Consider the following 15,200-nt stretch of genomic DNA (forward strand, 5'->3'; position numbering starts at 1 on the left):
CGGTTCTTGAAATGGGCGTTCAATTCGTCCCGGGGAGGCTATTTTAACTAAAGGATGAGAACATGAACATTAAATTTTACATTGGACGAAATTGTGGTTTGTGTAAAGATGCGAAATATCAACTAGAATTTTTCAAAGAAACTTATGAAAAGCCTGTTAATATTGAAACAATACATATAGAAGATAATGATTATTTATTGAATGAATACATGCTTAGAATTCCAATTGTCATGTATCAAGATAAAATACTTCAAGAAGGAAATATTGATTTCGTAACATTATTAGAAGAAGTAGAAAAATTAAGTTAAATCAAATTGCTTTTACTTGCAATCAGTTTGCAGTGGGTGTATTATAATAACTGTAAACAGATATTATTTTTTTGACCCACATGGGACAAAAAATGTCTAACCCAGGTTAGAAAATGCCCATCTGTTAATTTGTGAGGAGGGACATGTTTATGGAAGATTTGTTAAAGATACAACATAGACTTGTGCCTGACCTAATTGACAAGATGTATCGACGTTTTAATATTTTATCAACGATTGAGAAGAAGCAACCTATTGGCAGAAGAACATTAAGTGATGTTATGAATATTACTGAACGGGTATTGAGAACAGAGATAGAAATTTTAAAACAGCAAGATTTAATCCGCGTTCAATCTACAGGTATGAAACTAACTGAGACTGGCGAGCACACGTTAGCATCGTTATCTCATTACCTCACATTATATTCAAGTTTCAATCACTTAGAAGATGAGATTTTCAATCAATATGGCGTGAAAGTTCATATCGTAAGAGGTAACTCTGATAAAGATGAAACAGTTAAGGCGGAGATGGGAAATGTAACGGGAGAATTACTTGAACAGTCTTTATATGATAAAGCATCTGTTTCAGTAACTGGTGGATCGACGATGGCTAAAGTTAGTGAGTCATTACATCCATTAGATAAAGACATTTTGTTCACACCAGCTCGTGGCGGCTTGGGAGAAAATGTAGTATTTCAAGCTAATACGATTTGTGCAAGCATGGCAAATAGAACTGGTGGGTCGTATAAGGTCTTGTATGTTCCAGACCAAGTAAGCGAAAGCTCATATGAGACTTTGCTGAAAGAACCAGCTGTTATAGAGGTTCTGGATGCAATTCGTCGCTCGGATTTTATTATTCACGGGATTGGTGATGCGCTGAAAATGGCTGAAAGAAGAAAGTCTTCAGATGAAGTCTTAAGTCAATTGAAACATCATCATGCAGTCGGAGAAGCTTTTGGTTATTATTTTAATGCCAAAGGCGAGGTCGTACATCGTGTCAAAACGATTGGTTTGCAACTAGAAGATTTAGCGACAAAAACAAATATTTTTGCAGTAGCGGGCGGTGCATCGAAAGCAGATGCGATTAAAGCATATCTTGAAATTGCACCGAAGAATACCATTTTGGTAACTGATGAAAGTGCTGCAAAAGCAATAATCAATGCGGAATAAAAGGTTAATAGCCTTTTTCAAATAACAAATTTAAAGGAGGCCATCATAATGGCAACTAAAGTAGCAATTAATGGATTTGGTAGAATAGGTCGTTTAGCATTTAGAAGATTACAAGAAGTAGAAAATATCGAAGTAGTAGCAATCAACGATTTAACAGATGACGCTATGTTAGCTCATTTATTAAAATACGATTCTACACAAGGTCGTTTCAAAGATGAAGTAGAAGTAATTGAAGGCGGATTCCGTGTAAATGGTAAAGAAATCAAAACTTTCGAAAATCCTAACCCTAAAGAATTACCTTGGGGAGACCTAGACATCGATGTAGTATTAGAATGTACTGGTTTCTTCGCTGATAAAGAAAAAGCTCATGCTCACATCGACGCAGGTGCTAAAAAAGTATTAATTTCAGCTCCAGCTTCAGGCGACTTGAAAACAATCGTATACAATGTTAACCATGATGAATTAGATGGTTCAGAAGAAATTGTATCTGGTGCATCTTGTACTACTAACTGTTTAGCTCCAATGGCTAAAGTATTAAATGATGAATTCGGTATCGTTGAAGGATTAATGATGACAATTCATGCTTATACTGGTGACCAAAATACACTAGATGCTCCACATGCTAAAGGTGACTTCCGTCGTGCTCGTGCAGCAGCTGAAAACATTGTACCTAACTCAACTGGTGCAGCTAAAGCAATTGGCTTAGTTATCCCAGAATTAAAAGGTAAATTAGATGGATCAGCTCAACGTGTTCCAGTAGCAACTGGTTCAGTAACTGAATTAACAGCAGTATTAGATAAAGAAGTATCTGTAGAAGAAATCAACGAAGCAATGAAAAATGCTACAAATGATTCATTCGGATACACTGAAGATGAAATCGTTTCTTCTGATGTTATCGGCATCACTTACGGTTCATTATTCGACGCAACTCAAACTCGTGTAATGACAGTTGGAGACCGTCAATTAGTTAAAACTGTTGCTTGGTATGACAACGAAATGTCTTACACTTCACAATTAGTTCGTACTTTAGAATATTTAGCTGCAGAAGCTAACAAATAATTTAATTAAATGAACTAAATAGGTTATGCTTATGAGTAAGCGGGGAGCACAACGCTTCTCCGCTTATTTTTAATCGTTAAGCATTTTCTATTATTCAGAGGAGGAAGACTAGTCATGGCAAAAAAGAATGTTAAAGATATTGACTTAAAAGGTAAAAAGGTACTTGTAAGAGCAGATTTTAATGTACCAATGAAAGACGGAGCAATTACAAATGACAACAGAATCGTTCAAGCGCTTCCTACTATAAAATATATTGCCGAACAAGGCGGTAAAGTTATTTTATTCTCACATTTAGGTAAAGTGAAAACAGAAGAAGATAAAAAAGAATTATCACTTAAACCAGTAGCAGAACGCTTAAGCGAATTATTAAATGAAAAAGTAACATTTGTTCCTGAAACTCGTGGCGAAAAATTAGAAAATGCTATCAATGATTTATCTGAAGGTGGAGTGTTATTATTTGAAAACACACGTTTCGAAGATGTAGATGGCAAGAAAGAATCTAAAAATGATCCTGAATTAGGTAAGTATTGGGCTTCTTTAGGCGATGTATTTATTAATGATGCATTTGGTACAGCACACCGTGAACATGCATCTAACGTTGGTATCGCATCTAATGTTGAAACAGCATCAGGATTCTTAATGGATAAAGAAATTAAATTTATCGGTGGCGTAGTAAATAACCCAGAACGTCCTTTAGTAGCTATTTTAGGTGGTGCTAAAGTTTCAGATAAGATTGGCGTAATTGAAAACTTATTAAATATCGCTGATAAAGTTATTATCGGTGGTGGAATGGCATATACATTCTTTAAAGCACAAGGTAAAGAAATTGGATTATCATTATTAGAAGAAGATAAAATTGATTTTGCTAAAGAATTACTAAATCGTGCAGGAGATAAAATTATCCTTCCAGTAGATTGTAAAGTAGCAAAAGAATTTTCAAATGATGCAAAAATCACTGAAGTTTCTATAGATGAAATTCCATCTGATCAAGAAGCAATGGATATTGGTCCTAAGACAGTAGAATTGTTCACTGAAGCTCTAGAAGGGGCTAACACTGTTGTTTGGAACGGTCCAATGGGCGTATTTGAATTCAATAACTTTGCTAAAGGTACAATCGGTGTATGTGAAGCTATCGCAAACTTAAAAGATGCAACTACTATTATCGGTGGCGGAGATTCTGCTGCAGCGGCAATGGACTTAGGATTTGCTGATGACTTTTCACACATTTCAACTGGTGGCGGTGCTTCACTAGAATATCTAGAAGGCAAAGAATTACCAGGTATCGAAGCTATTTCAGAAAAATAATTATAAAAGGAGTTAATATATCATGAGAAAACCAATTATCGCAGGTAACTGGAAAATGAACAAAACAGTTCAAGAAGCAAAAGACTTTGTTAATGAACTTCCAGCTTTACCTGATACAAACGAAGTTGATTCAGTAATTTGTGCACCAACTTTACAATTAGATGCACTTGTTAATTTAACAAAAGAAGGCGTAGCAGAAGGATTACAAATCGGTGCTCAAAATGCTCACTTTGAAGACAGTGGTGCGTTCACTGGTGAAACTTCTCCAGCAGCATTAGAAGATTTAGGCGTAAAATATGTTGTCCTTGGACACTCTGAACGTCGTGAATACTTTGGTGAAACAGATGAAGATGTTAACAAAAAAGCATTAGCTGTATTTTCTCATAATATGACACCAATTATTTGTGTAGGTGAAACTTTAGATGAAAGAGAAGCAGACAAAGCTGAATCAGTAGTAGGCGACCAAGTTGAAGCTGCTCTTAAAGGATTCACTGAAGAACAAGTTAAATCAACAGTTATAGCTTATGAACCTATTTGGGCTATTGGTACTGGTAAATCTTCAACTTCAGAAGATGCTAACCAAATGTGTGCACATGTTCGTAAAGTTGTAGCAAATGCATACTCACAAGAAGCTGCAGATGCACTTCGTGTTCAATATGGTGGTAGTGTTAAACCTGAAAACATTAAAGAATATATGGCTCAATCAGATATCGATGGCGCATTAGTTGGCGGCGCTTCATTAAAAGTTGATTCATTTGTAGCACTATTAGAAGGTGCAAAGTAATGGCTAAACAACCAACAGCACTTATCATACTTGATGGATTTGCAAACCGTGAAGAAGAACATGGTAATGCGGTTAAACAAGCCAACAAACCAAACTTTGATAGATATTACAATAAATATCCACATAACGAATTATCAGCTTGTGGTCTAGATGTTGGACTACCAGAAGGTCAAATGGGTAACTCTGAAGTAGGTCACTTAAATATTGGTGCCGGCAGAGTTGTTTATCAAAGTTTAACTCGTATTAATAAGTCTATAGAAGACGGCGATTTCTTTGAAATTGAAGCATTAAAAGAAGCAATGCAACATGTCGTAAAAAATGATTCAACATTACATTTAATGGGATTATTATCAGACGGTGGTGTTCACAGTCACTACAAACATCTATTTGCTTTACTAGAATTAGCTAAAAAGCAAGGTGTTAAAAAAGTTTATGTTCATGGATTCTTAGATGGTCGTGATGTTGATCAAAAATCAGCTATCAGATATATCGAAGAAACTGAAAATAAATTCGAAGAAATAGGCATTGGACAATTTGCTTCTATTTCTGGTCGTTACTATGCAATGGACAGAGATAATCGTTGGGATCGTGAAGAAAAAGCATATAATGCAATGTCTAATGGTGAAGGTCCTGTTTACCCAACAGCTGTTGAAGGTGTTGAAGCAAACTATAAAGATGGACTTACAGACGAATTTGTTGTGCCATTTATCGTGAAAGATGAAGAAAAAGGCGTTGAAAATAATGGCGTTAACAGTCATGACGCAATGATATTCTTCAACTTCCGTCCCGATAGAGCAGCACAATTAAGCCAAGTTTACACAAATGAGAAATTCGAAGGTTTCGAAATCAAACGTAAACTAGAAGATTTATATTTCGTAACGTTCACAAATTATAGTGATGATGTGTTTGCTGAAGTAGCTTTCAAACCAGTTGATATTAAAAATACAATCGGTGAAGTTGCTGAGAAGAACAATTTAAATCAATTACGAATTGCTGAAACTGAAAAATTCCCACATGTAACTTACTTTATGAGTGGTGGTTCACATGCTGAATTTAACGGTGAACGTCGTGTGCTAATTGACTCACCAAAAGTAGCAACATATGATTTAAAACCTGAAATGAGTGCTTACGAAGTTAAAGATGCTTTAATCGGTGAATTAGATAAAGGTGATTTAGATTTAATCATTTTAAACTTTGCTAACCCGGATATGGTTGGTCATAGTGGAATGCTTGAGCCAACTATTAAAGCTATCGAAGCAGTAGATGAATGTCTAGGTGAAGTAGTAGATAAAATATTATCTATGAATGGTACGGCAATTATAACAGCTGACCATGGTAACTCTGATGAAGTATTAACAGATACTGAATCACCAATGACTACACATACAACAAACCCTGTTCCTGTTATTGTAACTAAAGAAGGGGTAGAAGTAAGAAGTGGTGGCAAACTAGCAGATTTAGCACCAACACTTATTGACTTACTAGGAGTAGAACAACCAGAAGATATGACTGGTGAATCATTAATTAAAAAATAATTAACTATTATGAAAAAGGAGTTTTAAATATGCCAATTATTACAGATATTTATGCACGCGAAGTATTAGATTCACGTGGTAACCCAACAGTAGAGGTAGAAGTATTAACAGAAAGTGGTGCTTTTGGTAGAGCATTAGTACCTTCAGGCGCTTCAACTGGTGAATATGAAGCAGTTGAATTACGTGACGGAGACAAAGATCGTTACTTAGGTAAAGGTGTACTTAAAGCAGTAGAAAATGTTAACGAAATTATTGCACCAGAAATTATCGAAGGTGAAATTTCAGTTTTAGAACAAGTATCAATCGATAAATTAATGATCGCTTTAGATGGTACGCCAAACAAAGGTAAATTAGGCGCAAATGCTATCCTTGGTGTTTCAATCGCAGTAGCTCATGCAGCTGCAGATTTCTTAGGACAACCTTTATACAAATATCTTGGTGGATTCAACGGTGTTCAATTACCAGTTCCAATGATGAACATTGTAAACGGTGGTTCACACTCTGACGCACCAATTGCTTTCCAAGAGTTCATGATTTTACCGGTAGGTGCAGAATCATTCAAAGAAGCATTACGTTGGGGAGCTGAAATCTTCCATAACTTAGCTAAAATCTTGAAATCTCGTGGTTTAAACACAGCAGTAGGTGACGAAGGTGGATTCGCTCCTGAATTCGAAGGTACTGAAGATGGCGTTGAAACTATCTTAGAAGCTATTAAAGCTGTTGGCTTAGAGCCAGGTAAAGATGTAGTTTTAGGATTTGACTGTGCAGCTTCAGAATTCTTCGAAAACGGCGTATATGACTATGCTAAATTCGAAGGTGAACACGGTGTTAAACGTTCAAGCGAAGAACAAGTTGATTTCTTAGAAGAGTTAGTTAACAAATATCCTATCATCACTATTGAAGACGGTATGGACGAAAACGACTGGGACGGATGGAAAATCCTTACTGACCGTATCGGAGACCGCGTTCAATTAGTAGGTGACGACTTATTCGTTACAAATACTGAAAAATTATCAGAAGGTATCGAAAAAGGTATCGGTAACTCAATCTTAATCAAAGTTAACCAAATCGGTACATTAACTGAAACATTCGAAGCTATCGAAATGGCTCAAAAAGCTGGTTACACTGCAGTTATTTCTCACCGTTCAGGAGAAACTGAAGATACTACAATTTCAGATATCGCAGTTGCTACTAATGCTGGTCAAATTAAAACTGGTTCATTATCTAGAACAGATCGTATTGCTAAATACAATCAATTATTACGTATCGAAGATGAATTATATGAAACTGGTAAATTTGAAGGTATAAAAGCTTTCTATAACTTATCTAAATAATTGTGCATTTAATATAAAATGATTCACAAAATATGAGACTAGTATGAATATATCTATTCTCAAAATTAAACCATCGATTTGTTGGATTTCACATTATCTAACAGATTGGTGGTTTTTTTATATTAAAACAAACTATTTTTACAGTAACGCTTTAACGCTTTAAATTAAATGTGTCATTATCATTCCATTACGTGTTAAAATGGGCTATAATATAGAGAATTATGTTTATAGGAGGATTTCACAGATGACGATTAATTTAAAAAGTGCAAAATCACCTTGGTCTAGTTTAGATGGTGTAGAAAAATTAAGTTTGCATCCAACAGATCAAGTATTTAATAAAGAAATTATTATACCAGGGAGTAAAAGTGTAACGAATCGTGCTTTTATTTTAGCAGGGTTTAGTAAAGGTACTTCAAAGTTATCTGGTTATCTTAAAAGTGATGATACTTATTGGTGCATGGAAACATTAAAGAAATTAGGAGCAACTTTCGAGTTTGAAGGAGATTCAATCAATATTACTGGTGTAGATATGGAAAGTCTTCCAGAAGAACAAACAGTATTCATTGGTTCAGCAGGCACGACCGCTCGATTTTTACCTGGTATTTTAGGGACACAAGATAAAAGTGAAATTACTATCACTTCTACGGAACAATTAGCTGGTAGACCACATAAAACTTTACATGATGCACTTATCCAATTAGGAGTAGAAGTCTCTTATATTGAAAAAGAAGGCCAACTTCCAGTAAAAATTAAAGGGACACCTGAAAATGGTGGTAAAGTCATGATAGCAGGCGATAAATCTAGTCAGTTTATTAGTGGATTATTACTTGCTGCACCATTGTTTAATCAAACAACAGAAATTGAATTAACAACAGAGATAGTACAAAGTGCATACGTAGATATCACGATAGAATTAATGGAACAATTTGGAATAAGCGTAGAAGTCTCAGATGACTATAAACATATGAAGGTTGAAAAAGGTTCTTATCAAGCGACTAATTTACCTTTAGAAGCCGATTTATCAACTGCTTGTTATTTTATGGCTCTAGCAGCTCTGAACAAATCGACAATTAAGATTAATCATTTAAACCTAAAAACCCATCAACCTGATTTAGAAGTTGTAGACATTTTAGAAAAAATGGGTGCTACTGTTAAAAAAGGTGAAGATTATGTCGTTATTACTGGCCCAGAACAGCTCAAAGGTAATTTAACAATCGATATGAATGCATGTTCAGACCAAGCACTTACAATCGGTACATTAGCAGCGTTTGCGGATGGTCCAATTACAATTACTGGTGTTGAACATATACGTAATCATGAGTGTAATAGAGTTGAAGCTTTAACTGAAAGCTTGACTAAGCTAGGGATTAACATACAAGAACATCAAGATGGATGGACGATTCAGCCAGGAGAGATTCAAAGTGCTACATTGGATACATTTGATGACCACCGAGTAGCTATGTCTCTTAGTTTAGTAGGCACAAAAGTAGATGGTATAACACTGCTTGACCCAGCATGTGTATCAAAGACTTGTCCAACGTACTTTGAAATGTTAAAATCTTTAGGCATGTCAATAGATTATGACTAATGAAAACTTGAGTGCATTTTGTAAATGTGCTATAATGCTACTGTTATAATAGACAGGAGGACCGAGTCCATGCATACATTTTTAATCGTCTTATTAATCATAGATTGTATTGCATTGATTACCGTTGTATTACTTCAAGAAGGTAAAAGTACCGGTTTATCAGGTGCAATTAGTGGTGGAGCAGAACAATTATTTGGTAAACAAAAGCAACGTGGAATAGATTTAGTTTTACACAGAACAACAATCATTCTAGCGATTTTATTTTTCTTAATTATGTTAGCAATAACTTACTTTAAAATGTAGTGGTCCGACGGGTAATGTCGGACTTTTTTATTTGTTTACAAGTGAAAAAAAGATACAATAGAGTTAAATAGAGTAAAAGGATGGTCGATCATGAGAATTCAATTACCTAAACCTTTCTTCTTTGAAGAAGGTAAACGCGCAGTATTACTTTTGCATGGATTTACAGGTAATTCATCAGACGTTAGACAATTAGGACGTTTCTTACAGAAAAAAGGATATACATCATATGCTCCGCATTATGAAGGTCATGGAAGACCACCAGAAGAAATATTAGAATCAAGCCCATATGTATGGTTTAAAGATTGCTTAGATGCATATGATTTTCTTGTGGAAAAAGGGTATACTGAAATAGCAGTAGCTGGACTATCATTGGGTGGCGTTTTTAGCTTAAAATTAAGTTTAAATCGTGATGTGAAAGGTATAGTAACTATGTGTTCTCCTATGTACATTAAGACAGAAGGTACTATGTTTGAAGGTGTACTAGATTATGCAAGAGAATTTAAAAAATATGAAGGTAAATCAAGTGAACAAATTGAAGAAGAAATGAAACATTTTCATCCGACAGACACTTTAACTGAATTGCAAAATACTATTCAAGCAGTTAGAGATCAAGTTGATGAAGTATTTGATCCTTTATTTGTAGTACAAGGCAAGCTTGATCAAATGATAAATCCTGATTCTGCTAATATTATTTATAATTCATCTTCATCTGATGATAAATATATTAAGTGGTATGAAGAATCTGGTCATGTTATAACAATCGGACAAGAAAAAGAGAAAGTATTTGAAGACGTATATCAATTCTTAGAATCATTAGATTGGTCCGAATAAGACACAATATAAAAACAAGAAAGGAGGCCCGCTATGAATCTAAGAGAAGAAGTTGAACAAATCATAAATGAGAAAGACTACACGCCCATGACGGTAAGTGAATTTCAAGACGTAATGGGATTAAGTAACGCTGATTCATTTAAAGAATTAATTAAAGTTCTAGTTGATTTAGAACAAACGGGTCAACTAGAAAGAACAAAGACGGATAGATATAAAAAGAAAAGAGATAAATCAGATTTAGTTAAAGGGAAGCTTAGCCAACATAAAAAAGGTTTTGCATTCTTAAGACCTGAAGATGATACAATCGAAGATATTTTTATACCACCAAATCAAATTAATAAAGCGATGGACGGCGATGAAGTATTAGTAGAAGTCGTTCCATCACGTGGAGACCACAAAGGTAAAATTGAAGGAAGAGTTAAGGCTATTACGACACGTAATATTACGCAAGTAGTTGGTACTTATACTGAAGCTAAACACTTTGGTTTCGTATTGCCAGATGATAAACGTATTACACAAGACATTTTTATCCCAAAAGGTAAAAATTTAGGCGCTGTTGAAGGGCATAAAGTACTTGTGGAAATTACGGAATATGCAGATGGTACTCATAATCCTGAAGGTCACGTTAAAGCAATTTTAGGGCATAAAAATGACCCTGGTGTTGATATTCTATCTATTATTTACCAACATGGAATCAATATAGAGTTTCCGGATAGTGTAATAGAAGAAACTAAAAAAGTACCAGACAAAATTAAACCAGAAGAAACTAAAAATAGACGTGATTTAAGAGATGAATTAACAATCACTATTGATGGTGCGGATGCTAAAGACCTAGATGACGCTGTATCTGTAAAAGCATTAGATAATGGATTAACAGAGTTAACAGTAAGTATCGCGGATGTAAGTTATTATGTAACTGAAAATAGTGAGTTAGATAAAGAAGCTTATGATCGAGGCACTAGTGTGTATCTTGTAGATAGAGTTATTCCAATGATACCTCACAGACTAAGTAATGGTATTTGTTCATTAAATCCAAATGAAGACCGTCTTACTTTAAGCTGTAGAATGGAAATTGATCAACAAGGCGAAGTTGTTCGCCATGAGATTTTTGAAAGTGTCATTCATTCAGATTATAGAATGACTTACACTGATGTAAATAGCATCATTGAGAACAAAGACCTTGAAATTAGAGAGAAATTTGCTGAAATCACACCTATGCTTGATTTAGCTAACCAATTATCACAACAATTAATTGCTAAACGTAAAAAACGTGGTGAAATTGATTTTGATATTAAAGAAGCTCAAGTATTAGTTGATGAAGACGGTATTCCAACAGATATTCAAGTTAGAGAAAGAAATGACGCTGAAAGATTAATCGAAAGCTTTATGTTATCTGCTAACGAAACAATTGCAGAACATTTCAGTAAATTAGAATTACCATTCATTTATCGTGTACACGAAAATCCAAAAGAAGAACGTTTAAATCAATTCTTTGAATTTATTACGAACTTTGGTATTACAGTTAAAGGTACAAGCGAAGATATTCATCCATCTACACTACAAAAAATTGTTCAAGAAGTAGCTGGTGAAAAAGAAGAAATGGTAATTGCCACTTTAATGTTAAGAAGTATGCAACAAGCAAGATATAGTGAAGAAAACTTAGGTCACTTCGGTTTATCAGCTGATTATTATACACATTTCACTTCACCAATTAGAAGATACCCAGATTTAATTGTGCATAGACTCATTCGTAAATATTTAATCGATAAATCAATGAATGATAAACAAATTAGACATTGGGAAGAAGTATTACCTGAAATTGCAGATCACACATCTACACGTGAAAGAAGAGCGATAGATGCAGAACGTGATACAGATGACCTGAAGAAATCAGAGTATATGATTCAACATGTTGGCGAAGTTTATACTGGTATAATCAGTTCAGTAGCTAACTTCGGTATGTTTGTAGAATTAGAAAACACTATCGAAGGTATGGTACACATTTCTAACTTAACAGATGATTATTATAATTTTGATGAGCGCAGTATGGCTATTATTGGTGAAAGACAAGCTAAAGTCTTTAGAATCGGTGATAAAGTAGAAGTCAAAGTTATAAATGTTAATGTTGATGAAAGAATGATTGATTTCCAAATCGTAGGTATGCCAATAGCTGAAAAGAATCGTGAAAAACTCGCAAGAGAAAAGACAATAAAAGCTAAAAAACGTGGACCATCGAAGGAAAACGATAAAAATAATAAGCATAAAAAAGGCAGAGCAAAAGGTAAACAAGGCGATAAAAACAATAAACCTTTTTATAAAGCAAAAGCCGTTAAAAAGAATGCAAGACGTAAGAAAAAATAGAAAGTAGGTGATGGATGTGCCAAAAGTACACAACAAACCTTTAGCACAAAATCGTAAAGCAAGCCATGATTATACAATAGAAGATACGGTTGAAGCGGGAATTGTATTACAAGGTACAGAAATCAAATCCATTCGCCGAGGTAGTGCAAACTTAAAAGATTCATATGCACGTGTATACAACGGAGAAATGTACGTTTACAATATGCATATTGCACCGTATGAAGAAGGTAACCGTTATAATCATGATCCATTAAGAAATCGAAAACTGCTCTTAAAAAGAAAAGAAATCGATAAATTATATGGTATCTCAAAAGAAAAAGGGTATTCATTAATACCGCTTAAACTATATATTAAACACGGTTACTGTAAAGTTCTTTTAGGGATAGCAAGAGGTAAACGAGATTATGATAAACGTCATGCGCTGAAAGAAAAAGAAGCAAAACGTGATGTAGAAAGAGCAATGAAGCATCGATATTAAGCAATTATATTGATTAATCAATAAAAAATTGTTATTATTAAATATACTTCTGCTAAAAGGAAGTATATTTCTTATTCAGGGGACGTTACGGATTCGACAGGGGTCCCCGAGCTTATGAAGCGTGTCGGAGGGTTGTCTCCGTCATCAACACAACAGTTATAATAACTGGCAAACAACAAAACTTAGCAGTAGCTGCGTAATAGCACTCTGCATCACCTAACAGCATCGCCTATGTGCTGTTAACGTGATTCAACTTAAGTAGGATACGCTCGTCACTGCCGTTTGAAGTCTGACGAGAAGAGATTAATCAAACTAGCGTTGTAATAGGGTGTCAGTCCCCTGATACAACGCGAAACAAAAAAGACTAGACTACACACGTAGAAACATTTGTATCAGGATCTCTGGACGCGGGTTCAACTCCCGCCGTCTCCACTACATAGCTCTCAACCATTGTGGTTGAGGGTTTTTATTTTGCATTAGTATAGTACAGAAATATGGAAAAACTATTAGTATATTAAACCTTTAGAAGTAATCATTGGTTTAATATTAATTAGTAAAAAAGACCATAAAAAATAACCATCTCTAGCTTTGGTCGGCAAGATGGTTATATAAATTCAATTCCGGCTACCGTCTTTTTAACGGGCTCATAAGGGCGATGCATGTATGTGCGTCGTCCTTTTTCTATATTCAAATTACTATAATTTAAATATATTGTCTATTAAAAATAATAGATGGGTTTTATAATGAAAGTATATTAGAATCTAATGACTGGTACTTCAGTTGAAATAAAAAATTTAAAATTTGCACAGATTCAAGCGATTATATGCATTTTCTGTAAATAGACAAATTTTGGTAATGAAGATAAAATGTTAAAGTGAGCAAGTTGGATAGATGGTGGCTAATCTCTTTAAATAAGGGGTGATGCCTATGAAATATGGTTTGACTCCTAGAAAGGTGTAACATTGACTGATTATGAATTACTGATGATTGTCATGTCAATCATTGGTTTAGTATTAATTAGTAAAAAAGACCATAAAAAATAACCATGTCTAACTTTGGCAGGTTGCGAGATGGTTATTTAATAGCCGTTACTTAATCAAGTCACCGTCTTTTTAACGGGCTCATAAGGAGCGATGCATGTATGTGCATCGTCCTTTGTATATTTAAATTACCACATTTTACATATATTGTCTATAAAGAACAAAAAATGAGCTGTTAAATGAATTTTGTATAAGTTGTGTTAGAATAATCTATAAATTAAATTTAAGAGGTGATTACATATTATCCAATCAATAAATCATGTAACTTATTCGGTATCAGATCTAAAAAAATCTATTGTTTTTTATAAAGATATTTTAAAAGCTAGGATTCTCGTAGAAAGCGACAATACAGCGTATTTTACTATAGGCGATTTGTGGTTAGCGTTAAACGAAGAAAAAGATATACCAAGAAATGAAATTCATTATTCATATACACATATGGCATTTACAATTAATGAAAGTGAATTTGATATATGGTATCAATGGTTAAAAGATAATAATGTGAGTATATTAAAAGGACGCAATAGAGATTTAAGAGATAAAAAATCAATTTATTTTACTGATCCAGATGGTCATAAGTTAGAGTTACATACAGGTACGTTACAAGATAGATTAGATTTTTATAAAGAAGAAAAGCAACATATGAAGTTCTATATTTAAGTAGGTTAAATTATAACAACAGTGACAAACCTTCAATAGAATAAATGAGTTACTTAATTTATAAATTTTTAAGTTACACCACAACTAATAAACATGTTTCTAAGTTAGAAATCAAAATATGGTTAAACAATTTATAATAAGGAATAACAGATAGTTGATTAATTGAATTAAAAATTGGTTTAGTATTAATTGGTAAGAAAGACCATAAAAAATAACCATCTCTAACTTTGACCGGTTTTGATGGTTATTTTTAAATAAATTTGTAAACTAAGTCACCGTCTTTTTAACGGGCTCATAAGGGGCGATGCATGTACGTGCATCGTCCTTTATATATAAAATATCATAATTTACATATATTGTCTATTTGAAATAATAAATGTGTTTCATAATGTAACTATATTAAATCTGATGATTAATAACTCTATTGAATTAAAAAATTAAAATTTAT

13 protein-coding genes and 1 other RNA gene are annotated in these 15,200 nt (G+C 33.9%); all 14 read left to right on the top strand.

All coding sequences use genetic code 11. The features are described from left to right. Positions 1-62: 62 nt before the first annotated feature. The 14 genes from ACO6VN_RS02510 to fosB all read left to right on the top strand — a co-directional run bounded on the left by ACO6VN_RS02510 (position 63) and on the right by fosB (position 14,752). A complete protein-coding gene (locus ACO6VN_RS02510; protein ID WP_194201003.1) occupies positions 63-308 on the top strand; it encodes a glutaredoxin family protein in 246 nt (81 codons plus the stop codon). A gap of 149 nt (positions 309-457) precedes the next feature. After that, positions 458-1,474: a sugar-binding transcriptional regulator gene (locus ACO6VN_RS02515; protein ID WP_017000779.1), complete on the top strand. Its 1,017-nt coding sequence runs from the start codon at positions 458-460 to the stop codon at positions 1,472-1,474. 48 nt (positions 1,475-1,522) lie between these two features. Continuing rightward, complete coding sequence (gene gap / locus ACO6VN_RS02520; RefSeq protein ID WP_017000778.1) at positions 1,523-2,533, top strand: type I glyceraldehyde-3-phosphate dehydrogenase; 1,011 nt, start codon at positions 1,523-1,525, stop codon at positions 2,531-2,533. A gap of 114 nt (positions 2,534-2,647) precedes the next feature. After that, positions 2,648-3,838, top strand: coding sequence for a phosphoglycerate kinase (locus ACO6VN_RS02525; RefSeq protein ID WP_064204482.1), 1,191 nt, complete (start codon positions 2,648-2,650; stop codon positions 3,836-3,838). Between the two features lie 22 nt (positions 3,839-3,860). Further along, positions 3,861-4,622: a triose-phosphate isomerase gene (tpiA, locus tag ACO6VN_RS02530; protein ID WP_017000776.1), complete on the top strand. Its 762-nt coding sequence runs from the start codon at positions 3,861-3,863 to the stop codon at positions 4,620-4,622. Further along, a complete protein-coding gene (gene gpmI / locus ACO6VN_RS02535) occupies positions 4,622-6,157 on the top strand; it encodes a 2,3-bisphosphoglycerate-independent phosphoglycerate mutase (protein ID WP_194201002.1) in 1,536 nt (511 codons plus the stop codon). The genes tpiA and gpmI overlap by 1 nt, the downstream gene beginning before the upstream one ends. Before the next feature lie 29 nt (positions 6,158-6,186). Then, the gene (gene eno, locus ACO6VN_RS02540) at positions 6,187-7,491 is read left to right on the top strand and encodes a phosphopyruvate hydratase (protein WP_017000774.1); all 1,305 of its coding nucleotides are present in this window, start codon (positions 6,187-6,189) and stop codon (positions 7,489-7,491) included. A 244-nt stretch (positions 7,492-7,735) separates the two neighbouring features. Beyond that, positions 7,736-9,079 carry a 3-phosphoshikimate 1-carboxyvinyltransferase gene (gene aroA, locus ACO6VN_RS02545; protein ID WP_194201001.1) on the top strand — a complete coding sequence of 448 codons (1,344 nt, stop codon included), beginning with the start codon at positions 7,736-7,738 and terminating at the stop codon, positions 9,077-9,079. A gap of 69 nt (positions 9,080-9,148) precedes the next feature. After that, positions 9,149-9,382 (top strand): preprotein translocase subunit SecG, encoded by a 234-nt coding sequence (gene secG, locus ACO6VN_RS02550; protein ID WP_017000772.1) that lies wholly within the window; start codon positions 9,149-9,151, stop codon positions 9,380-9,382. 90 nt (positions 9,383-9,472) lie between these two features. Continuing rightward, positions 9,473-10,213: an alpha/beta hydrolase gene (locus ACO6VN_RS02555; protein WP_017000771.1), complete on the top strand. Its 741-nt coding sequence runs from the start codon at positions 9,473-9,475 to the stop codon at positions 10,211-10,213. Positions 10,214-10,246: 33 nt separating this feature from the next. After that, positions 10,247-12,574 carry a ribonuclease R gene (rnr, locus tag ACO6VN_RS02560; protein ID WP_216683886.1) on the top strand — a complete coding sequence of 776 codons (2,328 nt, stop codon included), beginning with the start codon at positions 10,247-10,249 and terminating at the stop codon, positions 12,572-12,574. A gap of 10 nt (positions 12,575-12,584) precedes the next feature. Beyond that, positions 12,585-13,052 (top strand): SsrA-binding protein SmpB, encoded by a 468-nt coding sequence (gene smpB / locus ACO6VN_RS02565; RefSeq protein WP_037539407.1) that lies wholly within the window; start codon positions 12,585-12,587, stop codon positions 13,050-13,052. Between the two features lie 78 nt (positions 13,053-13,130). Continuing rightward, positions 13,131-13,487: a transfer-messenger RNA gene (gene ssrA / locus ACO6VN_RS02570) on the top strand. Positions 13,488-14,332: 845 nt separating this feature from the next. Next, positions 14,333-14,752, top strand: coding sequence for a FosB/FosD family fosfomycin resistance bacillithiol transferase (gene fosB, locus ACO6VN_RS02575; protein WP_422404399.1), 420 nt, complete (start codon positions 14,333-14,335; stop codon positions 14,750-14,752). Positions 14,753-15,200: the final 448 nt, after the last annotated feature.

The organism is Mammaliicoccus sp. JADD-157 (assembly GCF_049310805.1).
Lineage (GTDB): Bacteria > Bacillota > Bacilli > Staphylococcales > Staphylococcaceae > Mammaliicoccus > Mammaliicoccus lentus.

What these genes read in the sequence shown, in the direction of transcription:
- ACO6VN_RS02510 (WP_194201003.1), top strand. Translation starts at nt 63, where the DNA reads ATGAACATTAAATTTTACATTGGACGAAATTGTGGTTTGTGTAAAGAT.
- tpiA (WP_017000776.1), top strand. Translation starts at nt 3,861, where the DNA reads ATGAGAAAACCAATTATCGCAGGTAACTGGAAAATGAACAAAACAGTT.
- smpB (WP_037539407.1), top strand. Translation starts at nt 12,585, where the DNA reads ATGGATGTGCCAAAAGTACACAACAAACCTTTAGCACAAAATCGTAAA.
- ACO6VN_RS02525 (WP_064204482.1), top strand. Translation starts at nt 2,648, where the DNA reads ATGGCAAAAAAGAATGTTAAAGATATTGACTTAAAAGGTAAAAAGGTA.
- eno (WP_017000774.1), top strand. Translation starts at nt 6,187, where the DNA reads ATGCCAATTATTACAGATATTTATGCACGCGAAGTATTAGATTCACGT.
- ACO6VN_RS02515 (WP_017000779.1), top strand. Translation starts at nt 458, where the DNA reads ATGGAAGATTTGTTAAAGATACAACATAGACTTGTGCCTGACCTAATT.
- rnr (WP_216683886.1), top strand. Translation starts at nt 10,247, where the DNA reads ATGAATCTAAGAGAAGAAGTTGAACAAATCATAAATGAGAAAGACTAC.
- ACO6VN_RS02555 (WP_017000771.1), top strand. Translation starts at nt 9,473, where the DNA reads ATGAGAATTCAATTACCTAAACCTTTCTTCTTTGAAGAAGGTAAACGC.
- aroA (WP_194201001.1), top strand. Translation starts at nt 7,736, where the DNA reads ATGACGATTAATTTAAAAAGTGCAAAATCACCTTGGTCTAGTTTAGAT.
- gap (WP_017000778.1), top strand. Translation starts at nt 1,523, where the DNA reads ATGGCAACTAAAGTAGCAATTAATGGATTTGGTAGAATAGGTCGTTTA.
- gpmI (WP_194201002.1), top strand. Translation starts at nt 4,622, where the DNA reads ATGGCTAAACAACCAACAGCACTTATCATACTTGATGGATTTGCAAAC.
- secG (WP_017000772.1), top strand. Translation starts at nt 9,149, where the DNA reads ATGCATACATTTTTAATCGTCTTATTAATCATAGATTGTATTGCATTG.